This window comes from Roseovarius tolerans (genome assembly GCF_028885395.1).
Lineage (GTDB): Bacteria > Pseudomonadota > Alphaproteobacteria > Rhodobacterales > Rhodobacteraceae > Roseovarius > Roseovarius tolerans.
Genome location: NZ_CP118494.1, coordinates 22920 through 43813, shown reverse-complemented (window position 1 = coordinate 43813; position 20894 = coordinate 22920). Strand labels below are relative to the sequence as shown.

General features: G+C 61.2%; 16 protein-coding genes and 1 tRNA gene. 14 read left to right on the top strand and 3 right to left on the bottom strand.

The genetic code is table 11. From position 1 onward, the window contains the following. Positions 1 to 194: 194 nt before the first annotated feature. Entirely contained in the window at positions 195 to 554 is a 360-nt protein-coding gene (locus PVU19_RS00195) for a DUF6538 domain-containing protein (RefSeq protein ID WP_152911700.1), read from the bottom strand. Between the two features lie 257 nt (positions 555 to 811). Here PVU19_RS00195 and PVU19_RS00190 point away from each other — a divergent pair, with 257 nt between their 5' ends. The 10 genes from PVU19_RS00190 (at position 812) to PVU19_RS00145 (ending at position 11643) form a co-directional block, all read left to right on the top strand. After that, positions 812 to 2005 carry a tyrosine-type recombinase/integrase gene (locus PVU19_RS00190; protein ID WP_082237924.1) on the top strand — a complete coding sequence of 398 codons (1194 nt, stop codon included), beginning with the start codon at positions 812 to 814 and terminating at the stop codon, positions 2003 to 2005. Further along, positions 2005 to 2688, top strand: a complete 684-nt coding sequence (locus tag PVU19_RS00185) for a hypothetical protein (RefSeq protein WP_152911701.1) — start codon at positions 2005 to 2007, stop codon at positions 2686 to 2688. The genes PVU19_RS00190 and PVU19_RS00185 overlap by 1 nt, the downstream gene beginning before the upstream one ends. 109 nt (positions 2689 to 2797) lie before the next feature. Then, entirely contained in the window at positions 2798 to 2980 is a 183-nt protein-coding gene (locus PVU19_RS00180; RefSeq protein WP_050664129.1) for a helix-turn-helix transcriptional regulator, read from the top strand. A 195-nt stretch (positions 2981 to 3175) separates the two neighbouring features. Continuing rightward, the gene (locus PVU19_RS00175) at positions 3176 to 3406 is read left to right on the top strand and encodes a hypothetical protein (protein WP_050664130.1); all 231 of its coding nucleotides are present in this window, start codon (positions 3176 to 3178) and stop codon (positions 3404 to 3406) included. Next, positions 3403 to 4287, top strand: coding sequence for a DUF7146 domain-containing protein (locus PVU19_RS00170; RefSeq protein WP_050664131.1), 885 nt, complete (start codon positions 3403 to 3405; stop codon positions 4285 to 4287). The genes PVU19_RS00175 and PVU19_RS00170 overlap by 4 nt, the downstream gene beginning before the upstream one ends. Before the next feature lie 74 nt (positions 4288 to 4361). Beyond that, positions 4362 to 5837 carry a YfjI family protein gene (locus tag PVU19_RS00165; protein ID WP_160316388.1) on the top strand — a complete coding sequence of 492 codons (1476 nt, stop codon included), beginning with the start codon at positions 4362 to 4364 and terminating at the stop codon, positions 5835 to 5837. Positions 5838 to 6248: 411 nt separating this feature from the next. Next, complete coding sequence (locus PVU19_RS00160) at positions 6249 to 9713, top strand: class I SAM-dependent DNA methyltransferase (protein WP_050664133.1); 3465 nt, start codon at positions 6249 to 6251, stop codon at positions 9711 to 9713. A 252-nt stretch (positions 9714 to 9965) separates the two neighbouring features. After that, positions 9966 to 10394: a DUF5681 domain-containing protein gene (locus PVU19_RS00155; RefSeq protein ID WP_274789840.1), complete on the top strand. Its 429-nt coding sequence runs from the start codon at positions 9966 to 9968 to the stop codon at positions 10392 to 10394. A 171-nt stretch (positions 10395 to 10565) separates the two neighbouring features. After that, the gene (locus PVU19_RS00150) at positions 10566 to 11399 is read left to right on the top strand and encodes a hypothetical protein (protein ID WP_050661300.1); all 834 of its coding nucleotides are present in this window, start codon (positions 10566 to 10568) and stop codon (positions 11397 to 11399) included. A 64-nt stretch (positions 11400 to 11463) separates the two neighbouring features. Next, a complete protein-coding gene (locus PVU19_RS00145; RefSeq protein ID WP_050661301.1) occupies positions 11464 to 11643 on the top strand; it encodes a hypothetical protein in 180 nt (59 codons plus the stop codon). Between the two features lie 325 nt (positions 11644 to 11968). On the opposite strand, the gene PVU19_RS00140 is transcribed toward PVU19_RS00145, so the two are convergent. Beyond that, positions 11969 to 12054, bottom strand: a tRNA-Leu gene (locus PVU19_RS00140). A gap of 147 nt (positions 12055 to 12201) precedes the next feature. Here PVU19_RS00140 and PVU19_RS00135 point away from each other — a divergent pair. Then, positions 12202 to 13185 (top strand): complex I NDUFA9 subunit family protein, encoded by a 984-nt coding sequence (locus PVU19_RS00135; protein WP_050661302.1) that lies wholly within the window; start codon positions 12202 to 12204, stop codon positions 13183 to 13185. Positions 13186 to 13188: 3 nt separating this feature from the next. Here the strand turns inward: PVU19_RS00135 and PVU19_RS00130 are convergent, their stop codons facing one another. Then, the gene (locus PVU19_RS00130) at positions 13189 to 13992 is read right to left on the bottom strand and encodes an undecaprenyl-diphosphate phosphatase (protein ID WP_050661303.1); all 804 of its coding nucleotides are present in this window, start codon (positions 13990 to 13992) and stop codon (positions 13189 to 13191) included. A gap of 217 nt (positions 13993 to 14209) precedes the next feature. Here PVU19_RS00130 and PVU19_RS00125 point away from each other — a divergent pair, with 217 nt between their 5' ends. The 3 genes from PVU19_RS00125 to gltB all read left to right on the top strand — a co-directional run bounded on the left by PVU19_RS00125 (position 14210) and on the right by gltB (position 20755). Then, positions 14210 to 15643 carry an NAD(P)-dependent oxidoreductase gene (locus PVU19_RS00125; protein WP_200901838.1) on the top strand — a complete coding sequence of 478 codons (1434 nt, stop codon included), beginning with the start codon at positions 14210 to 14212 and terminating at the stop codon, positions 15641 to 15643. Between the two features lie 108 nt (positions 15644 to 15751). Next, positions 15752 to 16174, top strand: coding sequence for a GFA family protein (locus PVU19_RS00120; RefSeq protein WP_050661305.1), 423 nt, complete (start codon positions 15752 to 15754; stop codon positions 16172 to 16174). Between the two features lie 48 nt (positions 16175 to 16222). Then, positions 16223 to 20755: a glutamate synthase large subunit gene (gene gltB, locus PVU19_RS00115; protein WP_050661420.1), complete on the top strand. Its 4533-nt coding sequence runs from the start codon at positions 16223 to 16225 to the stop codon at positions 20753 to 20755. Positions 20756 to 20894 lie beyond the last annotated feature (139 nt).

The following is a 20894-nucleotide window of genomic DNA, read 5'->3' as shown; positions in this document are numbered from 1 at the left end:
TTTAGGAGCTCACGCTCAATGCGGCGCACTCGATTTACTTGGCTTTTGCGTTTAACGGGATCGGGCTCATCCTTCTCGGCTAAGTATAAATCAAAGGCATTCTTGATAGTTGGCTCAGGAACAACCGCTCGGGTGCCTGACTGAAGCGCTTGAATTGTCATCGTGTCTTTCAATGTCAGTCTATCTTGCGCTGGCTACCCAGTTTCTGGGTCCATTGGATAACGTTGTAAGATCCTGTCCACTTCCTCTTGTCTCGCCATTCGCTCGCTCTCAGACCGGCCTGAGGAAAATGAATCAGCTTGAACCTCGGCGAATTGAGCTTCCAACGAAGCCGCAATTTCCAACTTCTCGGAAAGTTCCGATACTGGCGTCGAAGATGAAAGAAGTCGTTCCACATGTGCGTGATACGCGCTGTAGTTTTGCATGGCTTCGGCTTCAGAAGCGCCCAAGCTCTTTACAAACTCCTTTTTTCCGAGCACCGGCTGCAATTCCTGAGGGACTCTGCGCCGATACTTGTAATTTCCGCGCCCGTCGATGCGAACATACTTGGTCATGAATCTTCTAGTCATCGTCTTTGTGGACCCAATCGTGGACCTCACAAGAGCATACACCGTAACTAGACGTTTAATTTCAACGACTTAATGCGTGATGAGTGGTGCCCAGGAGAGGCACCAACCTATTGTTTTACAATGTTTTTATTTGTCCATCCTTGCGTGTATCCCCCTAAAAACATGGGTGCAACTGTCCGAACTTGTCTTGCCCTGCCCGTCTCCATCCACTAACTTAGGGTGGATATTTAGGGGGATGGAAAATGCGGGCAACGAACAGGCTTTCTTCTCAATTCGTGAAAACTGCCCCCGTCGGTAAATATTGCGATGGAGCCGGGCTTTGGCTGGTGAAGCGCGATGATGGCGGGGCGCAATGGGTTCAGCGTGTAACCGTTCACGGGCGACGGCGGGAAATGGGCTTGGGGGGCTATCCTGCGCTCGGGCTGGCGAACGCCCGCAAGCTGTCCGAACGCTGGCGCAATGTGGCATCGGCTGGCCGTGACCCGGTAAAGGAACGTGAAGCCGAAGAGCGGGCCGCGCGACGCGAAGACATAACGCTTGCGATATTAACCGCTGATGCATTTGAATCTCGCAAAGCGGAATTGAAAGGGGATGGAACAGCAGGCCGGTGGCTATCCCCCCTGACCATTCACGTTTTGCCCAAGCTTGGCCGCGTGCCCGTGACTGACCTCGATCAACGCGATATTCGCGACACCCTTGCACCGATCTGGCACACAAAAGCCGACACGGCACGCAAAGCAATGAACAGGCTTTCAATCGTAATGAAGCACGCGGCGGCGCTGGGCTTGGACGTAGATTTACAAGCAACAGAAAAAGCAAAGGCGCTTCTGGGGAAAACCCGACACGTCCCAAAGAACATTCCGGCGATGGCTTGGGCCGATGTGCCGGGCTTCTATGCCAGCCTTGAAGAGCCGACCCTAACCCATCTGGCTTTGCGCCTTTTGATGCTGACCGGCGTACGCTCAAACCCGCTGCGCACTATCCGGCTGGACCAGATCGAGGGCGACGTCTGGACCGTGCCAGCCGAAGCGATGAAGGGCCGCAAAGGCGCAACCGAAGCTTTCCGCGTGCCATTGTCGTGCGAAGCCCAGCGTATGATTGACCTTGCGCGCCCGCACGCCCGCAACGGCTTTCTGTTTTCGAACGCACGGCAAGGCGTGATTAGCGACATGACCCTTTCGCGGATGATGGAACGGCGCGGGCTGGACGCGCGACCGCATGGCTTTCGCACAAGCCTGCGGACATGGCTGGCCGAAACGACCGACGCCCCGCATGAAGTGGCGGAAACCATGCTGGGCCATTTGGTGGATGGCGGAGTGGTGCGCGCCTATCGCCGCACGGATTATCTGGAACAGCGCGCCAAGCTGATGGACCGCTGGGCCGACCATGTGACCGGCGGCGCTGGGCAGGTGGTGAAGCTGGCGGGGGCGCGCTGATGGCTCGGGACAAAACCGACAAAACTGACTTAACCCCTGCGACACCGACAGCGGAAGCCCCTAGCCGGGCAGAAATCGAAGCGGGCCTTGATAGGAATGTGGCGGGCATACTTACTCATAGCGCGGGGAAGAAGACTGTGCCGGGCCCGCATATCCTTTGGCCGCTTGGGCCGCACATTGTGAGCATAGGGCAGGCCGAAATCCTCACGCTGACCGAAGAAAAGGCGGCGGTGCTGGTTAATCTGGCCGAAACTAATCCCCACGCATTTGACGCTGCATCGTATTTGGCCGGAATGCTATTTGCCATAGGCCACATTCCTGGCGCGCCAGACTGCCCCATATCTTTGCGCAGTTTCGGCGCGCAAGCGCTGACTGGTGAAATCCAACGCCCACCCCAACCGGGCAGACCGCGTGCTGGCGATACCGCTTTACGACTTTGGAAATATTCGCTCTGTCGGTATATGGCAGAATGCACGCCCTTGCCCTTGGGCCGAAATCGCGAAGAAAAACACGACACTACGCTTGGATTCTCTGCTTGCGACGCCGTAGCAGAATCTTTCACGCGATGCGGACATCACGAAACTTATGGGCAGTTGGTTTCGCTTTGTTATGACGTGGGCCACGCCGACCTTAGAGCATTGGCCGAAGCGGTTGGAATGCTGGACTTTAGCGAAGAAGATTGACAGCCGCGCTCCATAAAGAAAAACCCCCACCATTTGTTCTGTATGACTGGGCTAAACAAATTGGGGCACCACTGCACTTATCGAACTCTAAAAGGACGAGGTGCAAGACATGCAAACCTATCTGACCCTGAACGAACTACGCGCCAAGCTTGGCAATCGCTCACGCTCGGCAATCTATTTGGATTTAGAGGCGGGCCGACTGCCCAAGCCAGTGAAACTTGGCGGAAAACTGTATTGGCCGCAAGACGATGTTGACGCCCATTTGCGCAATCTTCGCGAAGAGGCCGCTTAGGATGGGCGGCGGAAAAGAAGAAGCCCGGAACCTGCGCGAACAGGACCCGGGCCGGAATAAGCGCCATGCGATAGCGGCTCACATTCTTGCTATATCAGAAAACCACAACCTGCGCCAAGCCTCACGCCTTCGCTTGGCCTACGGTTTGACCGAAGCGCACGCCTTAGCTTTGGCATCTTTGATTTGGGGGGCAGCATGAAACCCACCGAAGGCCACGCCAAGCGTGCCGATCTGCCCCAGATGCACCATGCAGCCGAGATGGTCGTGGCGTGGGATGTTGCGGACGGGGTTGATTTGGGTGAAGCGCTCAAAGCCCTGCAATTAACCGCTGCGCTCAAGATGGCCAGTCATTGCGGCACCGCTCAGACGGCGGACGCGTTGCGCGAGCTGGCCCATCTCCTCGAACTTCACGGGGGTGCCGTATGACCGACGCACGCACAATGACCGAATCGCTGGGCGGCGACTGGTTTCGAAGCTACGGAACCGCCCCGTGCCCTGTATGCCAACAGGCAGGCCGCAAAGAGCAAAACGCCTTAACTTTGGCAGATGGCGACAACGGTCGGTTGATGGCAAATTGCAAGAAATCCGACTGCACCTTCCGGGACATAATGGCGATGGCGAGCTTGCGCGGCGTTGCCTATCGCGCCCCGGACCCGGCGACGATTGCCCAGCGCGAAACCGAACGGCGGGCCGACGCCCAGCGCCGGGCGGGGCAAGCCGAACGCATCTGGCAGGAAGCTCAACCCATCGCGGGCACGGCGGCGGAAACCTATTTAAGGGCACGGGGCATCACATGCGCATTGCCCCCGGCGCTACGCTTCCATCCCGCTTGCTGGCACGGGCCGACCGCCCAGCGCTATCCGGCGATGGTGGCGGCGGTGGAGGGCGGCAGCTTTGCGGTGCATCGCACCTATCTGCGCCCTGATGGTTCGGGCAAGGCCGGGCTGGAAGGCGGCGACAAGCTGATGCTTGGGGCAACCGCTGGCGGCGCTGTGCGGCTCACTGACGGGCCGGGGCGGCTGGTGGTGGCGGAAGGTATTGAAAGCGGCTTGTCGCTTGCCTGTGGCCTTCTGGATGGCCCCGCAACGATATGGGCCGGGCTTTCGACTTCTGGCCTTCGCGGGCTGCACCTTCCGGCTCGACTGGGGCGGCTGACCATTGCCTGCGATGGCGACACGCCGGGCCTGGCCGCCGCGCACGCCTTGGCCGAACGGGCATCTGCACTGGGCTGGCAAGTGTCCACCTGCGACCCCGGCGACGGGGCCGACTTTAACGACATTTTGACAGGAAAGGCTGTGGCAGCATGACCGCGCACCACGGAATGCCCGGCTTCCCCGCGAAGGTGGCCGTCCACGGAATGCCCAAAGGGCCGCAACTCCATATGAAAGAAACCGCCTTCACCCCTGAGGGGCCGCAACCGCTAGTGCGCGAAATCGCACCCGGTGCAGCCTATCCGGTGGCATCGCTCGGGCCGCTGCGCGACGCGGTGCGCGCGGTGCAGGGCGCGACCCAAGCCCCGGTGGCAATTCCGGCGCAGTCGGCTCTGGCCGTGGCATCGCTGGCGGTGCAGGGCTTTGCAGATGTGGAAACACTGGGCGGCACGCGCCCGTTGTCGCTTTACGCGCTGACCATTGCGCGAAGTGGTGAACGGAAATCAGCCTGTGACAAGCCCTTGATGGCCGGTCTGCGTGCGCATGAAATCGAAGCGGGCCAAGGCCAGCGTGACGCGCTTGGAAGTTGGGAGAACGCGCACGCGCTGTGGAAAAAGGACCGCGACCGAATCGTGACCGGCAAGGGCGAAAAGCGCGCGACGGCGGCGGCGGACCTTGAAGCGCTTGGACCGGAACCGGCGGCCCCGCCCAGCGCTGACAGGACCGTAACGGAACCAACCTTTGAAGGGCTGACCAAACTTTTCGCGCATGGAAGCCCCAGCCTCGGGCTTTTCAGTGATGAAGGCGGGCAATTCCTGGGCGGGCACGCCATGAACTCCGAAAACAGGCAAAAGACGCTGGCGGCGTTCAATGACCTCTGGCAGGGCAACCCTATACGGCGGACGCGGGCAGGCGACGGGCACGCAACGCTATACGGGCGGCGGCTGGCGGTGCACCTGATGGTGCAACCGACCGTGGCGCGGGGCTTCATGGCCGACCCCTTGGCGGCGGACACGGGCTTTCTGCCCCGTTTCCTGATGTGCGAACCGCCCAGCACCATCGGAACCCGGATGCAGGCGAACACCCGGCCTGATGCAGCGGCGCTGGCAGCCTTTGGCGGGCGGCTGCGCGCCATACTCGACGCGGCCATGCCAATGGACCCGGACACCCGCGAACTGCGCCCACGAACGCTGCAACTGGCACCTGACGCCCGCGCGCGGCTGGTGGCCTTTTCGGATGCTATCGAAGCGGCACAGGCCCCCGGTGGGGATCTGGACCATATCACGGGCACGGCATCCAAGGCGGCGGAACAGGCGGCGCGCATCGCGGGCGTGCTGACCCTCTGGCGCGATCTAGCCGCCCCCGAGGTGCAGCCGGGCGATATGGTCGACGCAATCAACCTGGCGCAATTCTACCTGTCCGAAGCTTCACGGCTGGCAAGCGCTGCGCTTGTCTCTGCTGAAATCGACCAGGCCGAAGCGTTGCGGCGCTGGCTGCTACAAGGCTGGCAGGAATCGGACGTGCTGGTGCGCGATGTGGTGCGGCTCGGGCCGAACGCGCTGCGCGAAAGCCCCAAGGCGCGGGCGGCGCTGGGCATCCTCGAAAAACACGGCTGGATTGTGCCGCTCGACCCCGGAACCGTGGTGCGCGGGGCTGCACGCAAGGAAGCGTGGCGCATCGTGAAAGGGTCGGGCGATGTGGTTTGACGCCTTCGCCAAGCTGGTGGAAATCGTGGCACCCCCTTGCGACATCCGCGACAACTGCGACACGGGGCGGCAATTCAGTAATTACTGTGACGTGTCAGTAATTACTGTGTCGCAGTTGTCGCAAGTGTCGCAACGCCCCCCGCGCCAGAAACCGAAACCCGCGCGCGCCGTCCGGGCCGGGGGCTTTCCCTGATGCAGGGAATTTTTACCGACTATTAAAAGGCAGGGACGGGCCGCATCGTGACCTTTGCGGACTGGGAAAAGAACGGGCAGAACGGGCGGCTCTGGAGCGGCATCACAAAACAATGGGAAGATCCATAATCGGCGCAAGCACCTTCTTTGCTTTCAAATATTCCGGTGGCGGTGCAAGAATGTTAGCAGGTTGAACAATCCGGTAGTTGGGGCAGGCTTTTGCAAATTGAGGAATTTATCACCCGCTGGAAGGCATCCGGCGGCAGCGAACGGGCGAACTTTCAGACCTTCGCGAACGAACTGACTGACATTCTGGGCGTGGCGCGCCCCGCACCCGCAACCGAAGCCATGCGCGATAACACCTATTGTTTCGAACATCCCGTGACCTTCATCCACACCACCACCCAATCGCGCGGCTTTATCGACCTTTACCGCGCTGGGCATTTTGTCATGGAAGCCAAGCAAGGCACAGGTGGCACTGGCCCCGAGGATGCGCCCCAGCCCGCCCTTATCCCCGATTTGCCCGCCCCCACCCGCAAAGGCCATGGCGCGCGCGGCACAAGGCGGTGGGATGACACCATGCTGCGCGCCCGCGCTCAAGCCGATGGCTACGCCCGCGCCGTGTCGCGCACCGATGGCTGGCCGCCCTTCCTGATGATTGTGGACGTGGGCCACGTCATCGAACTTTATTCCGATTTCTCGGGCCAAGGCCAAGGCTACACGCAATATCCCGATGGCAACCGCTATCGCATCACCTTGGACGATCTGCGCGATGAAAAGACCCGTGAACGCCTGCGCACAATCTGGACTGATCCGCACGCGCTCGACCCGTCCAAGATCAGCGCCCAAGTCACCCGCGAAGTCGCCGACCGTCTGGCCGCCCTTGGCCGATCCTTTGAGGGCCAAGGCCATGAGCCCGAACAGGTGGCCCGCTTCCTGATGCGCTGCCTGTTCACGATGTTTGCCGAGGATGTGGACCTTATCCCACACGGCTGTTTTTCCGACCTGCTGAAACGCCTGCGCGGGCATCCGGCCCATGCCGCGCCCGCGCTCAAGGCCCTGTGGGAAATCATGAATACTGGCGGCTTTTCCGCCGTTCTGACAACTGACCTCAAACGCTTCAACGGCGGCCTGTTCAAGGAAGCCGACGCACTGCCCCTGTCCGAAGTGCAACTGTCCCTGCTGATCGACGCCGCCACCTGCGATTGGCGCGACGTGGAACCCGCCATTTTCGGCACCCTGCTGGAACGCGCGCTAGACAAGCGGCAACGCCACAAGCTGGGCGCGCATTACACGCCGCGCGCCTATGTCGAACGCCTTGTCGTGCCCACCATCATCGACCCGCTGCGCAGCGATTGGCGCGATGTGCAGGCCGCTGCGGTAGCATTGGCGGCCCAAGGGCGCGAGGACAAAGCCCGCGATACCGTGCGCGCCTTCCATGCCCGACTGTGCGAGGTTCGCGTGCTGGACCCGGCCTGTGGCTCGGGCAATTTCCTTTACGTCGCCCTTGAACTGATGAAACGGCTCGAAGGCGAAGTGACCGCCCTTCTGGCCGATCTGGGCGAAGATCAAGACGCCCTGTCGCTGGCGGGCCATACCGTGGACCCGCACCAATTCCTTGGGCTTGAATTGAACCCGTGGGCGGCGGCGGTGGCCGAACTGGTGCTGTGGATCGGCTTTCTGCAATGGCACTTCCGCACCCATGGCAAGGCCAGCCCGGCCGAACCCGTGCTGCGCGACTTCCGCAATATCGAGAATCGCGACGCGGTGCTGACCTGCCAGGGCACGCGGCCCCGGCTGGATGATGCAGGCGCGCCCGTCACCCGCTGGGATGGCATCACCACCACGACCCACACCGTGACCGGCGAACAGGTGCCCGATGCAGCCGCGCGCACGCCCGTTCTGGATTACCTGAAACCCGCCCCCGCCACATGGCCGCAAGCCGATTTCATCGTGGGCAACCCGCCATTCATCGGGGCCAGCCGGATGCGCGACGCCTTGGGCGATGGCTACGCCGAGGCGCTTTGGAAAGCTTATCCGAAAATGCCGCATAGCGCCGATTTTGTCATGTTCTGGTGGGATAAGGCGGCGCTGGCCACGCGGGGCTGGAAACCGGCGACTGCAAAGACACGGGCCAAGGGCACGCGCCGCTTTGGGCTGATTACCACCAATTCCCTGCGCCAGACCTTCAACCGCAAGGTGCTGGAACCGCATCTGGCCGACCCGAAAACCGGGCTTTCGCTGACCTTCGCTATTCCCGACCACCCTTGGGTGGATGCAGGCGACGGGGCGGCGGTGCGCATTGCCATGACGGTGGCCGAACGTAGCAAGGCGACGGGGCGGCTGCTGACCGTGACCGAGGAAGTAAAAGGCCAGACCGAGGCCGAGGGCCGCACCGTGCGTTTTGATATCCAGAAGGGCAAGATTTTCGCCAATCTGCGCATCGGGGCGGATGTGGCGGGGGCTGTGCCATTGAAGGCGCATGAAGGCCTTTCATCTCGCGGCGTCATGTTGTTCGGGGCTGGATTCATAGTTTCACCAGAGCAAGCGCACACCCTTGGCCTTGGGAGCGTGCCGGGGCTTGAAAACCATATTCGCCACTATCGCAACGGGCGTGACCTCACTGCCAATTCGCGCGGCGCAATGGTCATCGACCTTTTCGGGCTGACTGAAAGCGAAGTGCGCAACCGATATCCTGCTGTCTATCAACACATTTCAGACAATGTTAAGCCGGAACGCGACGAAAACCGTGATCTGTCGATAAAGAAGAATTGGTGGGTTTTTGGCAGACCTAGAAGTGAAATCCGTCCTGCACTTGATGGGCTAAGCCGCTTCATTGTTACTGTAGAAACAACCAAACACCGCAACTTTCAATTTCTCGAAGGCTCGACATTACCGGACAATATGCTTGTCGCTATTGGCCTTGATGATGCAGCCGCACTGGCGGTGCTGTCATCTAGATTTCATGTAACTTGGGCGCTCAACGCGGGCGGGACTCTAGAAGATCGGCCCCGATACAATAAATCCGTGTGCTTCGACCCCTTTCCCTTCCCGGACCCCACCGAAACGCAGAAAACCCACCTGCGCAGCGTTGGCGAACAACTCGACGCGCACCGCAAGGCGCAACAGGCCGCCCACCCCAAGCTGACCCTGACCGCCATGTATAACGTGCTGGAAAAGCTGCGCGCGGGGCAGCGGATCGAAGGGCGCGATAAAGAAATCTATGACCAAGGCCTGATCGGCATCCTGCGCGACTTACACGATCAAATTGATACGGCGGTGGCCGCCGCCTACGGTTGGCCCGCCACCCTGACCGATGATGAAATCCTGCACCATCTGGTGGACCTGAACCGCGAAAGGGCAGCCGAGGAAGCACGCGGCCATATCCGCTGGCTGCGCCCCGACTACCAAAACCCCGCAGGCCATGCCGCCGTGGCCAAGGGCGTTCAATCCACAATGGACATTGGCCCCACCGTGACCACCGCCAAGACCCCATGGCCCAAAACCCTGCCCGAACAAATCGCCGCCGTGCGCGCCACCCTGTCCGACCTTGGCACCGCCACCCCCGAACAAGTGGCCCGCACCTTCCAACGGGGCCGCGCCGGATCGGTGCAACCCCTGTTGGAAAGCCTTGCCGCCCTTGGCCAAGCCCGCATCATCGAAGGCGGGCGCTTTGCCGCCTGACATGCCATAGCGCCCAGCGCACAGATATGTTATACTATAACACATGAGGTGCGCGATGCTAGGTAAACGACTGGCAAGACTGGAAGCAAAGCGCCCAGCGCTGGGCGTATCCCCGCCCCTTGATCTGATAGGGCTCGCCCCTGATGTGGTGGCGCGCGTAATGCAAGCCAAAGCGGATGGCACCTTTCCGCGTAGCCTTTGCGATGCTGACCTCGAAGCGCTGGTGGCTTTGGCGGATGAAGAGGGGGCGATATGACCCGTAAAAGCGGACGCAATACGGATGGCACCTTTGGCCCCGGCAATTCCGGCAAGCCCAAGGGCACGCGTCACAAGGCGACACAAGCGGCGCTGGCGCTTCTGGACGGTGAAGCCGAAGCCCTGACCCGCCAAGCCGTGACAATGGCGCTGGGCGGCGATGCAACGGCGCTGCGCTTGTGCCTTGAACGCATCGCCCCGCCCCGGCGCGACGCCCCGGTGACGTTCGACCTGCCAACGATGGGAACCGCCTGCGATGCTGCAAAGGCCGCTGGTGCGGTGCTGGGCGCAGTGGCCGAAGGGGAATTGACGCCCGGCGAAGGCGCATCGCTGATGGCGCTAGTGGAAGGCTTCCGGCGCACGCTGGAAACAACCGAACTCGAAGCCCGCGTGGCGGCGCTGGAAGGGGCCAGCGATGGCGCTTGAACGGCGACTGGCGCGGCTGGAAGGGGCAAGGGGCGCTGCGTGGACCGTGGCTTGCACTCCCCGCCCTAACTTTTTTGAGGATGACTGCTGACGCAGCATGCCATTGCCCTCGAAGCACTGCGCACCTAGAGTTAGGAGACAAAGGCAAAATCACGCTGCTGAGGAAGTCGCATGCAAACTTTGAACTCTTTTTTGCCATTTATCGGCATCTTGGCACTGATTTGGGCACTAGGGGCGCTAGTATTTGCGATTTTCCCTGGCAATCGGGTGCGCCGAGTTAAGATTGCTGGAATCACCTTTGCAATATTTGTCGTCGCCATTATGGCTAGCCCAGGAGTTGAACGCGCAGCGGAAAACCAAGAGATGACAGATGCGGGGGTGTCTTCTCGCGAAGAGCTTGCGGCGGTGCGGGCGCAACAAGAATCTGATGATGCGGCTGCGGCTGAAGCGGTGGCTGCGGCTGAATCGGCGGCGGCAGTCGTTTCATATGTTGAACTTGTTGAGAGCCAGATTGCTATCGTTCGCGAGCTTTCAGCGCAGGAATTTACAGATAGTATTGATACGATAGCTTCATATCTCTTTTTGATAAATGGATGGGCGCAACTGATCGAAGAAGGGAGGGACTTCGAACTCACACCCGAACAAGAACAAGTGCGTCAGGAATTGCTTCAAACGCTGAGCAGAAATCAGGTTGCTGTTTTCCCTGTCGTTCGGGATGCGTATGGGCCTTTGCTGAGGCAGAGGTTGTGGGAGCACGACGGACATGCGAGCACGATCGGGGCAGGATATCGCCGAATCGAAATCGTGAACGCTTTGTTTGCCGCAAATCGCAACATCGCAGATTTTCACGAGACAGTCAGAGATACACTATTGGAGCTTCGCTTTACGCGGGTTGACTACAAGTGGTTCAGGGAAGATCGCGAATTCTCATACTATACGCTAGAGCCGCCTTCAGATGGCACGGTAGGGCGATGGCAGGGCGCACGCTTTCAGCCAGTAGATTGACTCATGTAACTTATGGGCAAACTGGCGCTACTATTGGGTTTGATGAAAGCCAAGTGAAGGAGACATGGCGCTTGAACGGCGACTGGCGCGGCTGGAAGGGGCAAGGGGCGCTCGACCTGACGCTGACAAGGCTGCGCGCTTCACGGCTCTGGTGACGGCGCTCGACCGGCTGGCGGCGCGCAAGGCTTCGGGGGATGAAACCGCGCAAGCCGAAATCGACATGCTGGCGGGGGCCGCGCGATGAGGGCGACACTTCGCACCCGGCTGGACCGGCTCGAAGCCAAGCATGGCGGCGCTGATGCTGGCCCTACCGTGATTTTCCTTTGCGACGCCACAACGGGCGAACCGGGCGGGGCGCTGGTGATGGGTGGCGGCGGGCTTGTGCGCGAACCGGGCGAATCTGCGGACACCTTCACCGCTCGGGCATCGGATGGCGTATCAGGTGCAGTTTACCTTCCCGACAATGGCCGCGACGCGCTGGCGACCGGCAAAGGGTGTATAATTAGGGGGATAAGCCAACACCTAATGTCGTCTTTATCTATATAATTCAAATACTTACAAGAATTATATGGTGCCCAGGAGAGGACTCGAACCTCCACGGCCTTGCGGCCACTGGCACCTGAAGCCAGCGCGTCTACCATTCCGCCACCTGGGCAGGTGTCGTGAGGCAGGCGTTTAGACGTCGACCGATCCGGTGTCAACGGCGATTTTAGGCGATCTGTCGCAACTGCCTTATCATCTTGTCCAGCGCGGTGTTGGGGGATAGGAAAGGGAGTGAACGCGCGCATTCCGGAGGCCCCACATGTCCAAGCTTGTCACCATCTATGGCGGATCAGGTTTCGTCGGCCGCTACATCGCCCGCCGCATGGCGCAGGCGGGATGGCGGGTGCGGGTCGCGGTGCGACGGCCCAACGAGGCGATGCACGTGAAACCCTATGGCAATGTCGGCCAGGTCGAGCCGGTATTCTGCAACATCCGTGACGATGACAGCGTGCGTGCGGTGATGCACGGGGCAGATGCGGTGGTGAACTGCGTGGGCACATTTGACCGCAAGGGGCGCAACAATTTCCAGGCCGTGCAGGCCGAGGGTGCCACGCGCATCGCGCGTCTTGCCGCAGAGGAGGGGGTGAGCCAACTCGTGCATCTGTCGGCCATCGGGGCAGACGCGCAATCGGACAGTGAATATGCGCAAAGCAAGGCGGCCGGGGAGGCCGGAATTCTCGAGCATTTCCCGCAGGCCGTGATCCTGCGCCCGTCGGTCATCTTTGGCCCCGAGGATCAGTTCTTCAATCGCTTCGCGGCGATGACGCGCTTTGGCCCAGTGTTGCCCGTGGTGGGCGGCGACACGAAGTTTCAGCCGGTCTATGCCGATGACGTGGCCCATGCCGCGGCATTGGGTGCCGAGGGCCGTGCCGGCCCGGGCATCTACGAGCTTGGTGGGCCGGAGGTGGCGACGTTCCGCGACCTGATGAAGGTGATGCTGAAGATCATCCGTAGGCGCCGCCTGATCTTGAATATTCCTTTTGGCATCGCCGCCGCGATGGCCTGGGTGATGGAACTGGTGCAAACGGTGACATTTGGCCTGATCCCGCCACAGATCACTCGTGACCAGGTGCGCAGCCTGCGGGTGGATAACGTGGCGAGCGAGGGGGCCAAGGGTTTCGCTGATCTGGGCATCGAGCCTGCGGCGATCGAGGCGGTGCTGCCCGATTACCTCTGGCGGTTTCGACCTGCCGGGCAATACGAGGCGATCAAGGAATCGGCCAAGAACCTTCGGGTTCTCTGACCATCAGCTATAGGCAATTCCCAGCAGGATCACGCCAAGCACCAGCCGGTAGATTACATACGGTGTGAAGCTGACGCTCTGCAAAAGGCGCATCATCAGGCCAAGCGCGGCGAGGGCTGCCAGAAATGCGAATGTGGCGGCGGTCGCGGCGCTGATGAGGACGGTGGATTCGGCCTCCAGCGCTGCTTCGGCGCCAAGCAGAATACCGCTTGCGGCAATGGTGGGAATCGACATCAGCATTGAGATGCGTGCGGCCTCTTGCCGTCGATATCCCAGAAAGCGCGCGCCGGTGATGGTGATGCCCGAGCGCGACGTGCCCGGGATGAGCGCGATGGCCTGCCAGAGGCCAATGATGATCGCGTCCGAAATCGTCCAGTCCTGGGTGGTTTTAGTGCGTCTGCCGATCTGGTCGGACCAATAAAGAAGCAGGCCGAAGATGATGGTTGTCCAGCCGATCACCGTGATGGAGCGCATGTACTCGTCATAGCCCGAGAGTTTGAGCAAGAGACCGCAGGCCACGACCGGGATCGTCGCGATCAGCAGGAGGAGCGCCAAACGCGCGCCGGGGGTGTCAGCCCGGCCCGAAAGCGCCCGCGGCAGGCCGATCAAAGCGCTCCGCACGTCGGACCAGAAATAGAGGATCACGGCGAAGAGCGTGCCGACATGCACCGCCACGTCGATGACCAGACCCTGATCGGCCATGCCGGTGAGTTTCGGCAAAAGGATGAGATGACCGGAGGAGGAGATCGGCAGAAACTCGGTGATTCCCTGAATGATGGCGACGAGGAAGATATGAAATAACGTCATTCTTGGAGGCCCTGCTTACTACGCGTGCAGCTATAAACCTTTGTGTTTGTGGCGCAATCGGCAATACGGGTCCGAATCGGACCTAGTATTCATGAAATTTTTACTTTTATGAAAACCGCCCGGCGAATAATTTGCATATAGGTCACATGTTCTGACTTTTAATCCCATGAGCGTTGGAGTAGAGACGTGCGGTGCAAAGACTTCGGGAGGGCACGTTGTGGCTAAGCAACCCATGCTGAAATTCGTGAGTGTCGGGCGGGACATGCCTGAGAAACGGAATGCAGAGGCGCGTCGGCAGGATTTCCATGAGATCTATGCCGAGTATGCTGATGCCAAGGCCAAGGAACAGGCCGGGCGGTGCAGCCAATGTGGCGTGCCCTATTGTCAGACCCATTGCCCACTGCACAACAATATCCCCGACTGGCTGCGCCTCACTGCTGAAGGGCGGCTTAAGGAAGCCTATGAAATCAGTCAGTTGACCAATACTTTCCCCGAGATTTGCGGGCGTATCTGCCCGCAGGACCGGCTGTGCGAGGGCAATTGCGTGATCGAGCAATCGGGGCATGGGACGGTCACGATTGGCGCGGTGGAGAAGTACATCACCGACACGGCCTGGGAAGAAGGTTGGGTCGAGCCAATCAAACCGTCGGCGGAACGTATTGAATCTGTTGGGATAATCGGTGCCGGTCCGGGCGGCCTTGCGGCTGCTGACGTGCTGCGGCGGGCGGGCGTTCAGGTAACGGTCTATGACCGCTATGACCGGGGTGGCGGGCTGATGACCTATGGCATTCCCGGCTTCAAGCTGGAGAAGGACGTGGTGATGCGCCGGGTTGATCAACTGGAGCAGGGTGGCGTCGAATTTGTGCTGAACTGTGACGTTGGCACGGACATCACGTTCGAGGAAATTCGTAACAAACACAACGCGGTAATGATCGCGACCGGGGTCTACAAGAGCCGTGATCTGCAAGGGCCGGGATCGGGTGCGGACGGCATCGTGCGGGCGATTGATTACCTGACGGCGAGCAACCGCGTCGGCTTTGGCGACACGGTGCCGGAATATGAGAGCGGCGAGTTGAACGCGACCGGCAAGCGAATTGTTGTGGTTGGCGGTGGCGATACCGCTATGGATTGTGTGCGCACGGCGGTCCGGCAGGGGGCCAAATCGGTGACCTGCCTCTATCGCCGTGACCGTGAGAACATGCCCGGCAGCCAGCGTGAGGTGGCCAATGCCGAGGAAGAAGGCGTTAAGTTTGAATGGCTTAGCGCGCCGATTGGCTTTGCCGGTGACCCGGTGACGAGCGTGAAGGTGCAGAAGATGCGCCTTGGCGCGCCGGATGCGACGGGCCGTCAGAGCCCCGAACCCATCGAAGGCGCCGAGCATGACGAGCCTGCCGATCTGGTGATCAAGGCGCTTGGCTTTGAGGCCGAAAACCTGCCAACCCTTTGGGATCAAAAGGAATTGGAGGTCACCCGCTGGGGCACCGTCAAGGCGGAATTCACCACCGGGCAGACCGCGATGGAGGGTGTTTACGCCGTCGGTGACATCGTGCGGGGCGCATCCCTCGTGGTGTGGGCGATCCGGGACGGGCGCGATTCTGCGGCGGCGATTCTCGACTATCTGGGCGATGCGCAGGCGGTTGCGGCGGAATAGCGGTAAAGCGCCGGTATTACGTCGGTATTCCGGCGGTGCCCCGGCGGAACGCTTTGAGTCGATAAGACAGACAATCTGACCCACCAGGTAAAGGAAGGGTGAAGACCGATGACAGGAGCATTGACAGGACATTGCCTGTGCGGCGCGGTGACACTCACCGTGCTGTCGCATGCCGGTGCCGTCAGTGCCTGTCACTGTGCTATGTGTCGCCGCTGGAGCGGTGCCGCGATGTGGGTTCTGGAGGCTCCTGTGGAATCGGTCGAGGTCGCAGGGCCCGTGCAGCACTATCGTTCATCGTCTTTTGCCGAACGCGCCTGGTGCTCTGCGTGTGGCACGCAACTTTGGATCAAGGATGATGACGGTCCATATGAATTGATGCCGGGGCTGTTCGACGACGCGCGGGGCCTGCCCCTGTCGCACGAGATTTACATCGACCAAGCATTTACCAGCGTAACGCTGGCGGGCGGACACAAGCGCGTGACGCGGGTCGACTACGAGGCGTCCGAGCGCGCCGTGCCGAACCGGTTGTGATGAGGAATAAAACGGATGCGCTGCGGCGCAGGATGAGGAGTGATCGCGATGTCAAACTTCGATAGCACATGGGCAGCACGTGAGGCGGCCAAGCGCGACTGGATGGCCGAGAATGGCATGTATGCCCATGAGGAAGAGCATTCCTCTTGCGGTGTCGGCCTTGTCGTGTCGGTGGATGGCAAGCCGTCGCGCCGGGTGGTCGAGGCGGGGATCAATGCGCTCAAGGCGATCTGGCACCGGGGTGCTGTCGATGCCGATGGCAAGACCGGCGATGGCGCGGGTATCCATGTGCAGATCCCGGTGTCGTTCATCTATGATCAGATCCGCCGCACCGGGCACGAGCCGGATGAAAGCCGTCTGGTCGCGGTCGGGCAGGTGTTTCTGCCGCGCACCAATTTCGGCGCGCAGGAGCAGTGCCGGACCATCGTGGAAACCGAAGTGCTGCGCATGGGGCACACGATCTATGGCTGGCGGCACGTGCCGGTCGATATCACCTGCCTGGGCGAAAAGGCCAATGCGACCCGGCCCGAGATCGAGCAGATCCTGATTTCCGATGCGAAGGGGATGGAGGAAGAGGAGTTCGAGCGCGAGCTTTACGTGATCCGCCGCCGGATCGAAAAGGCCGTGATGGCCGCCGGGATCAACGGTCTCTATATTGCGAGCCTGTCGTGCCGGAGCATCATCTACAAGGGCATGATGCTGGCCGAGCAGGTAGCCGTCTTTTACCCCGACCTGACGGACGAGCGGTTCAAGAGCGCCTTCGCGATCTATCACCAGCGTTATTCGACCAACACATTCCCGCAATGGTGGCTGGCGCAGCCGTTCCGCATGCTGGCGCATAACGGTGAGATCAACACGCTCAAGGGCAACACCAACTGGATGAAGAGCCACGAAATCCGCATGGCGTCGTCGGCGTTTGGCGAGCGGGCCGAGGATATCAAGCCGATCATCCCGCAAGGTTCCTCGGACAGTGCGGCACTCGATGCCGTGTTCGAGGTGCTGGTGCGGGCCGGGCGCAATGCGCCGATGGCGAAAACCATGCTGGTGCCCGAATCGTGGTCCAAACAGCGCGAGGAACTGCCGCAGGCGTGGCGCGACATGTATTCCTACTGCAACTCGGTGATGGAGCCGTGGGACGGACCCGCAGCCCTTGCCATGACCGATGGCCGCTGGGTCTGTGCCGGGCTGGACCGCAACGGGCTGCGCCCGATGCGCTATGTGGTAACGGGCGACGGGCTGCTGATTGCCGGGTCTGAGGCCGGAATGGTGCCGATTGACGAGACCAAGGTGAAGGAAAAGGGCGCGCTTGGCCCCGGTCAGTTGCTGGCCGTGGATATGGCAGAAGGCAAGCTCTATCACGACGCGGAAATGAAGGACAAACTGGCCAATGCGCAGCCGTTTGGCGAGTGGGTCGGCAAGATCAACGAGCTGGATGAAAAGCTCGCCGCCGTGACCGAGGTGCCGATCTACAAGGCGGGCGAGTTGCGCAAGCGTCAGATCGCCGCCGGGTATACCATCGAGGAGCTGGAGCAGATCCTTGCCCCGATGGCCGAGGACGCCAAGGAGGCGATTGCCAGCATGGGCGACGACACGCCGAGTGCCGTGCTCTCCAAGCAGTATCGCCCGCTGAGCCATTATTTCCGGCAGAATTTCAGCCAGGTGACGAACCCGCCGATTGACAGTTTGCGCGAATACCGGGTGATGAGCCTCAAGACGCGGTTCGGCAACCTCAAGAACGTGCTGGACGAGAGCAGCGCGCAGACCGAGATTCTGGTGTTGGAAAGCCCGTTTGTCGGCAATGCGCAATGGGACGAGATGATCCGGCAGTTCAATGCCGATGTGGCGGTGATCGACTGCACCTTTGGCGCGGGCAAGAACGCGCTGCAAAAGGGGCTGGAGCGGATCCGGGCCGAGGCGGAGGATGCCGTGCGTTCGGGCACCGGGCACTTAATCCTGACTGATCAGAACCTTGGCGAAGCCCGTGTCGGCATGCCGATGATTCTGGCGACGAGTGCGGTGCATAGTCATCTGACGCAGAAGGGGCTGCGGACCTTCTGTAGCCTCAACGTGCGCTCTGCCGAGTGCATCGACCCGCATTATTTCGCCGTGCTGATCGGCGCGGGGGCGACCGTGGTCAACGCCTATCTGGCCGAGGACAGCATCAGTGACCGGATCGACCGGGGTCTGATCGAAGGCAGCCTGACCGAGGCGGTGGCGCGCTATCGTTCGGCGATTGATCAGGGTCTGCTCAAGATCATGTCGAAGATGGGGATATCCGTCATTTCGTCCTATCGTGGCGGTTTGAATTTCGAGGCGGTGGGGCTGTCTCGCGCCATGTGCGCCGAGTACTTCCCGGGGCTGACGAGCCGGATTTCGGGCATCGGTGTGTCGGGCATTCAGGCCAAGCTGGAAGATGTGCATGGCCGGGCCTTCAAGGGCGGGCAGGATATCCTGCCCATCGGCGGCTTTTACAAGGCGCGCAAATCGGGTGAGACCCATGCCTGGGGCGCGCAGACCATGCACATGATGCAGATGGCCTGCAACAAGGCGAGTTATGAGTTGTGGAAGCGCTATTCGGCGGCGATGCAGAACAACCCGCCGACGCATCTGCGCGACCTGATGGCGATCAAGCCGATGGGTGAGGCGGTGCCTCTGGAAGAGGTCGAAAGCGTGACCGCGATTCGCAAGCGGTTCGTGACGCCGGGGATGTCGCTGGGGGCGCTGTCGCCTGAGGCGCACAAGACGCTGAACGTGGCGATGAACCGGATCGGCGCGCGCAGTGATAGTGGCGAGGGCGGTGAAGACCCGGCGCATTTCACGCCCGAGGCGAATGGTGACAACCCCTCTGCCAAGATCAAGCAGGTGGCGAGCGGCCGCTTTGGTGTGACGGCGGAATATCTGAACCATTGCGAGGAGTTGGAGATCAAGGTCGCGCAAGGCGCCAAGCCCGGTGAAGGCGGGCAGTTGCCGGGGATGAAGGTGACCAAGCTGATCGCGCGGCTGCGGCATTCGACGGAAGGTGTGACGCTGATTTCCCCGCCGCCGCATCACGATATCTACAGCATCGAGGATCTGGCGCAGCTGATCTATGACCTCAAGCAGATCAACCCCACCGTGAAGGTGACGGTCAAGCTGGTGGCGCAGTCGGGTGTCGGCACGATTGCCGCCGGTGTGGCCAAGGCCAAGGCGGATGTGATCCTGATCTCGGGGCATAATGGCGGCACCGGGGCCTCGCCCGCCACCTCGATCAAATATGCCGGGCTGCCGTGGGAGATGGGCCTCACCGAGGCGCATCAGGTGCTGAGCATGAACAACCTGCGCGAGCGGATCACGCTGCGCACCGATGGCGGGTTGCGCACCGGGCGCGATATCGTCATGGCGGCGATGATGGGGGCCGAGGAATACGGCATCGGCACCGCTGCGCTGATTTCCATGGGCTGTATCATGGTGCGGCAGTGTCAGAGCAACACCTGCCCCGTCGGGGTCTGCACGCAGGACGAGGACTTGCGTGCCAAGTTCACCGGCAATGCCGAAAAGGTGGTGAACCTCATCACCTTTTACGCGCAGGAGGTGCGGGAATTGCTGGCGAGCATCGGGGCGCGCAGTCTTGATGAGGTGATCGGGCGGGCGGATCTGCTGACGCAGGTCAGCCGTGGCTCGGCGCATCTCGATGATCTTGATCTTAACCCGATGCTGATCACCGTGGATGGGGCGAAGGACATTCGCTATGACCGCAACCGCCCGCGCAACGAGGTGCCCGACACGCTGGATGCAGAAATCGTGCGCGATGCGCAGCGGTTCCTGAATGACGGCGAGAAGATGCAGCTGCATTATGCGGTGCAGAACACCGACCGAACGGTGGGCACGCGGGTCTCGAGCCATATCGTGCGGAAATTCGGGATGCGCAATTCGCTGCAACCCGATCACTTGACGGTGAAGCTGACCGGCAGTGCCGGGCAGTCACTGGGCGCGTTCGCGGCACCGGGGCTGAAGATCGAGGTCAGTGGCGACGCCAATGACTATGTCGGCAAGGGCCTGTCGGGCGGCACAATCGTGGTGCGCCCGCCGATGGCGAGCCCGCTGGTGGCGGCCGAGAACACGATCATCGGCAATACGGTGCTCTATGGGGCGACAGCGGGCTATCTCTTTGCCGCCGGGCGTGCCGGGGAACGGTTCGCGGTGCGCAACTCGGGCGCGCATGTTGTGATCGAGGGCTGCGGCTCCAACGGCTGTGAATACATGACCGGGGGGGCTGCGGTGATCCTGGGCGAGATCGGGGCCAATTTCGGCGCGGGCATGACCGGCGGCATGGCCTATGTCTATGATCCCGACGACCGCGCGGAAACGCTGGTCAATGGCGAGACATTGGTGAGTTGCCCCGTATCAGAGCCGCATTGGGAGGCCGAACTCAAGGGTCTGATCGAGCGGCACGTGGCCGAGACCGGATCGCAGCGCGGGCAGGATATCCTGCAATACTGGGATCTCGAAAAGGACCGCTTCGTGCAGTTCTGCCCGAAGGAAATGCTCGACAAGCTGGAGCATCCGCTGGGCACGCGCCCGGAGGCCGTTCCGGCGGAATGAGGCGGAGGCGTTGCGCCTGACAGGCAGGGCCGGGTTTTCCGTCCTTGCCTGCTGCGTTACTCTTGGCTGTGCAGGCACGTGCCGGGGCTGATCCGCCCCGTCTTATCGTGCCGCGCCAAGCCCAGAGGAGAACGATCCC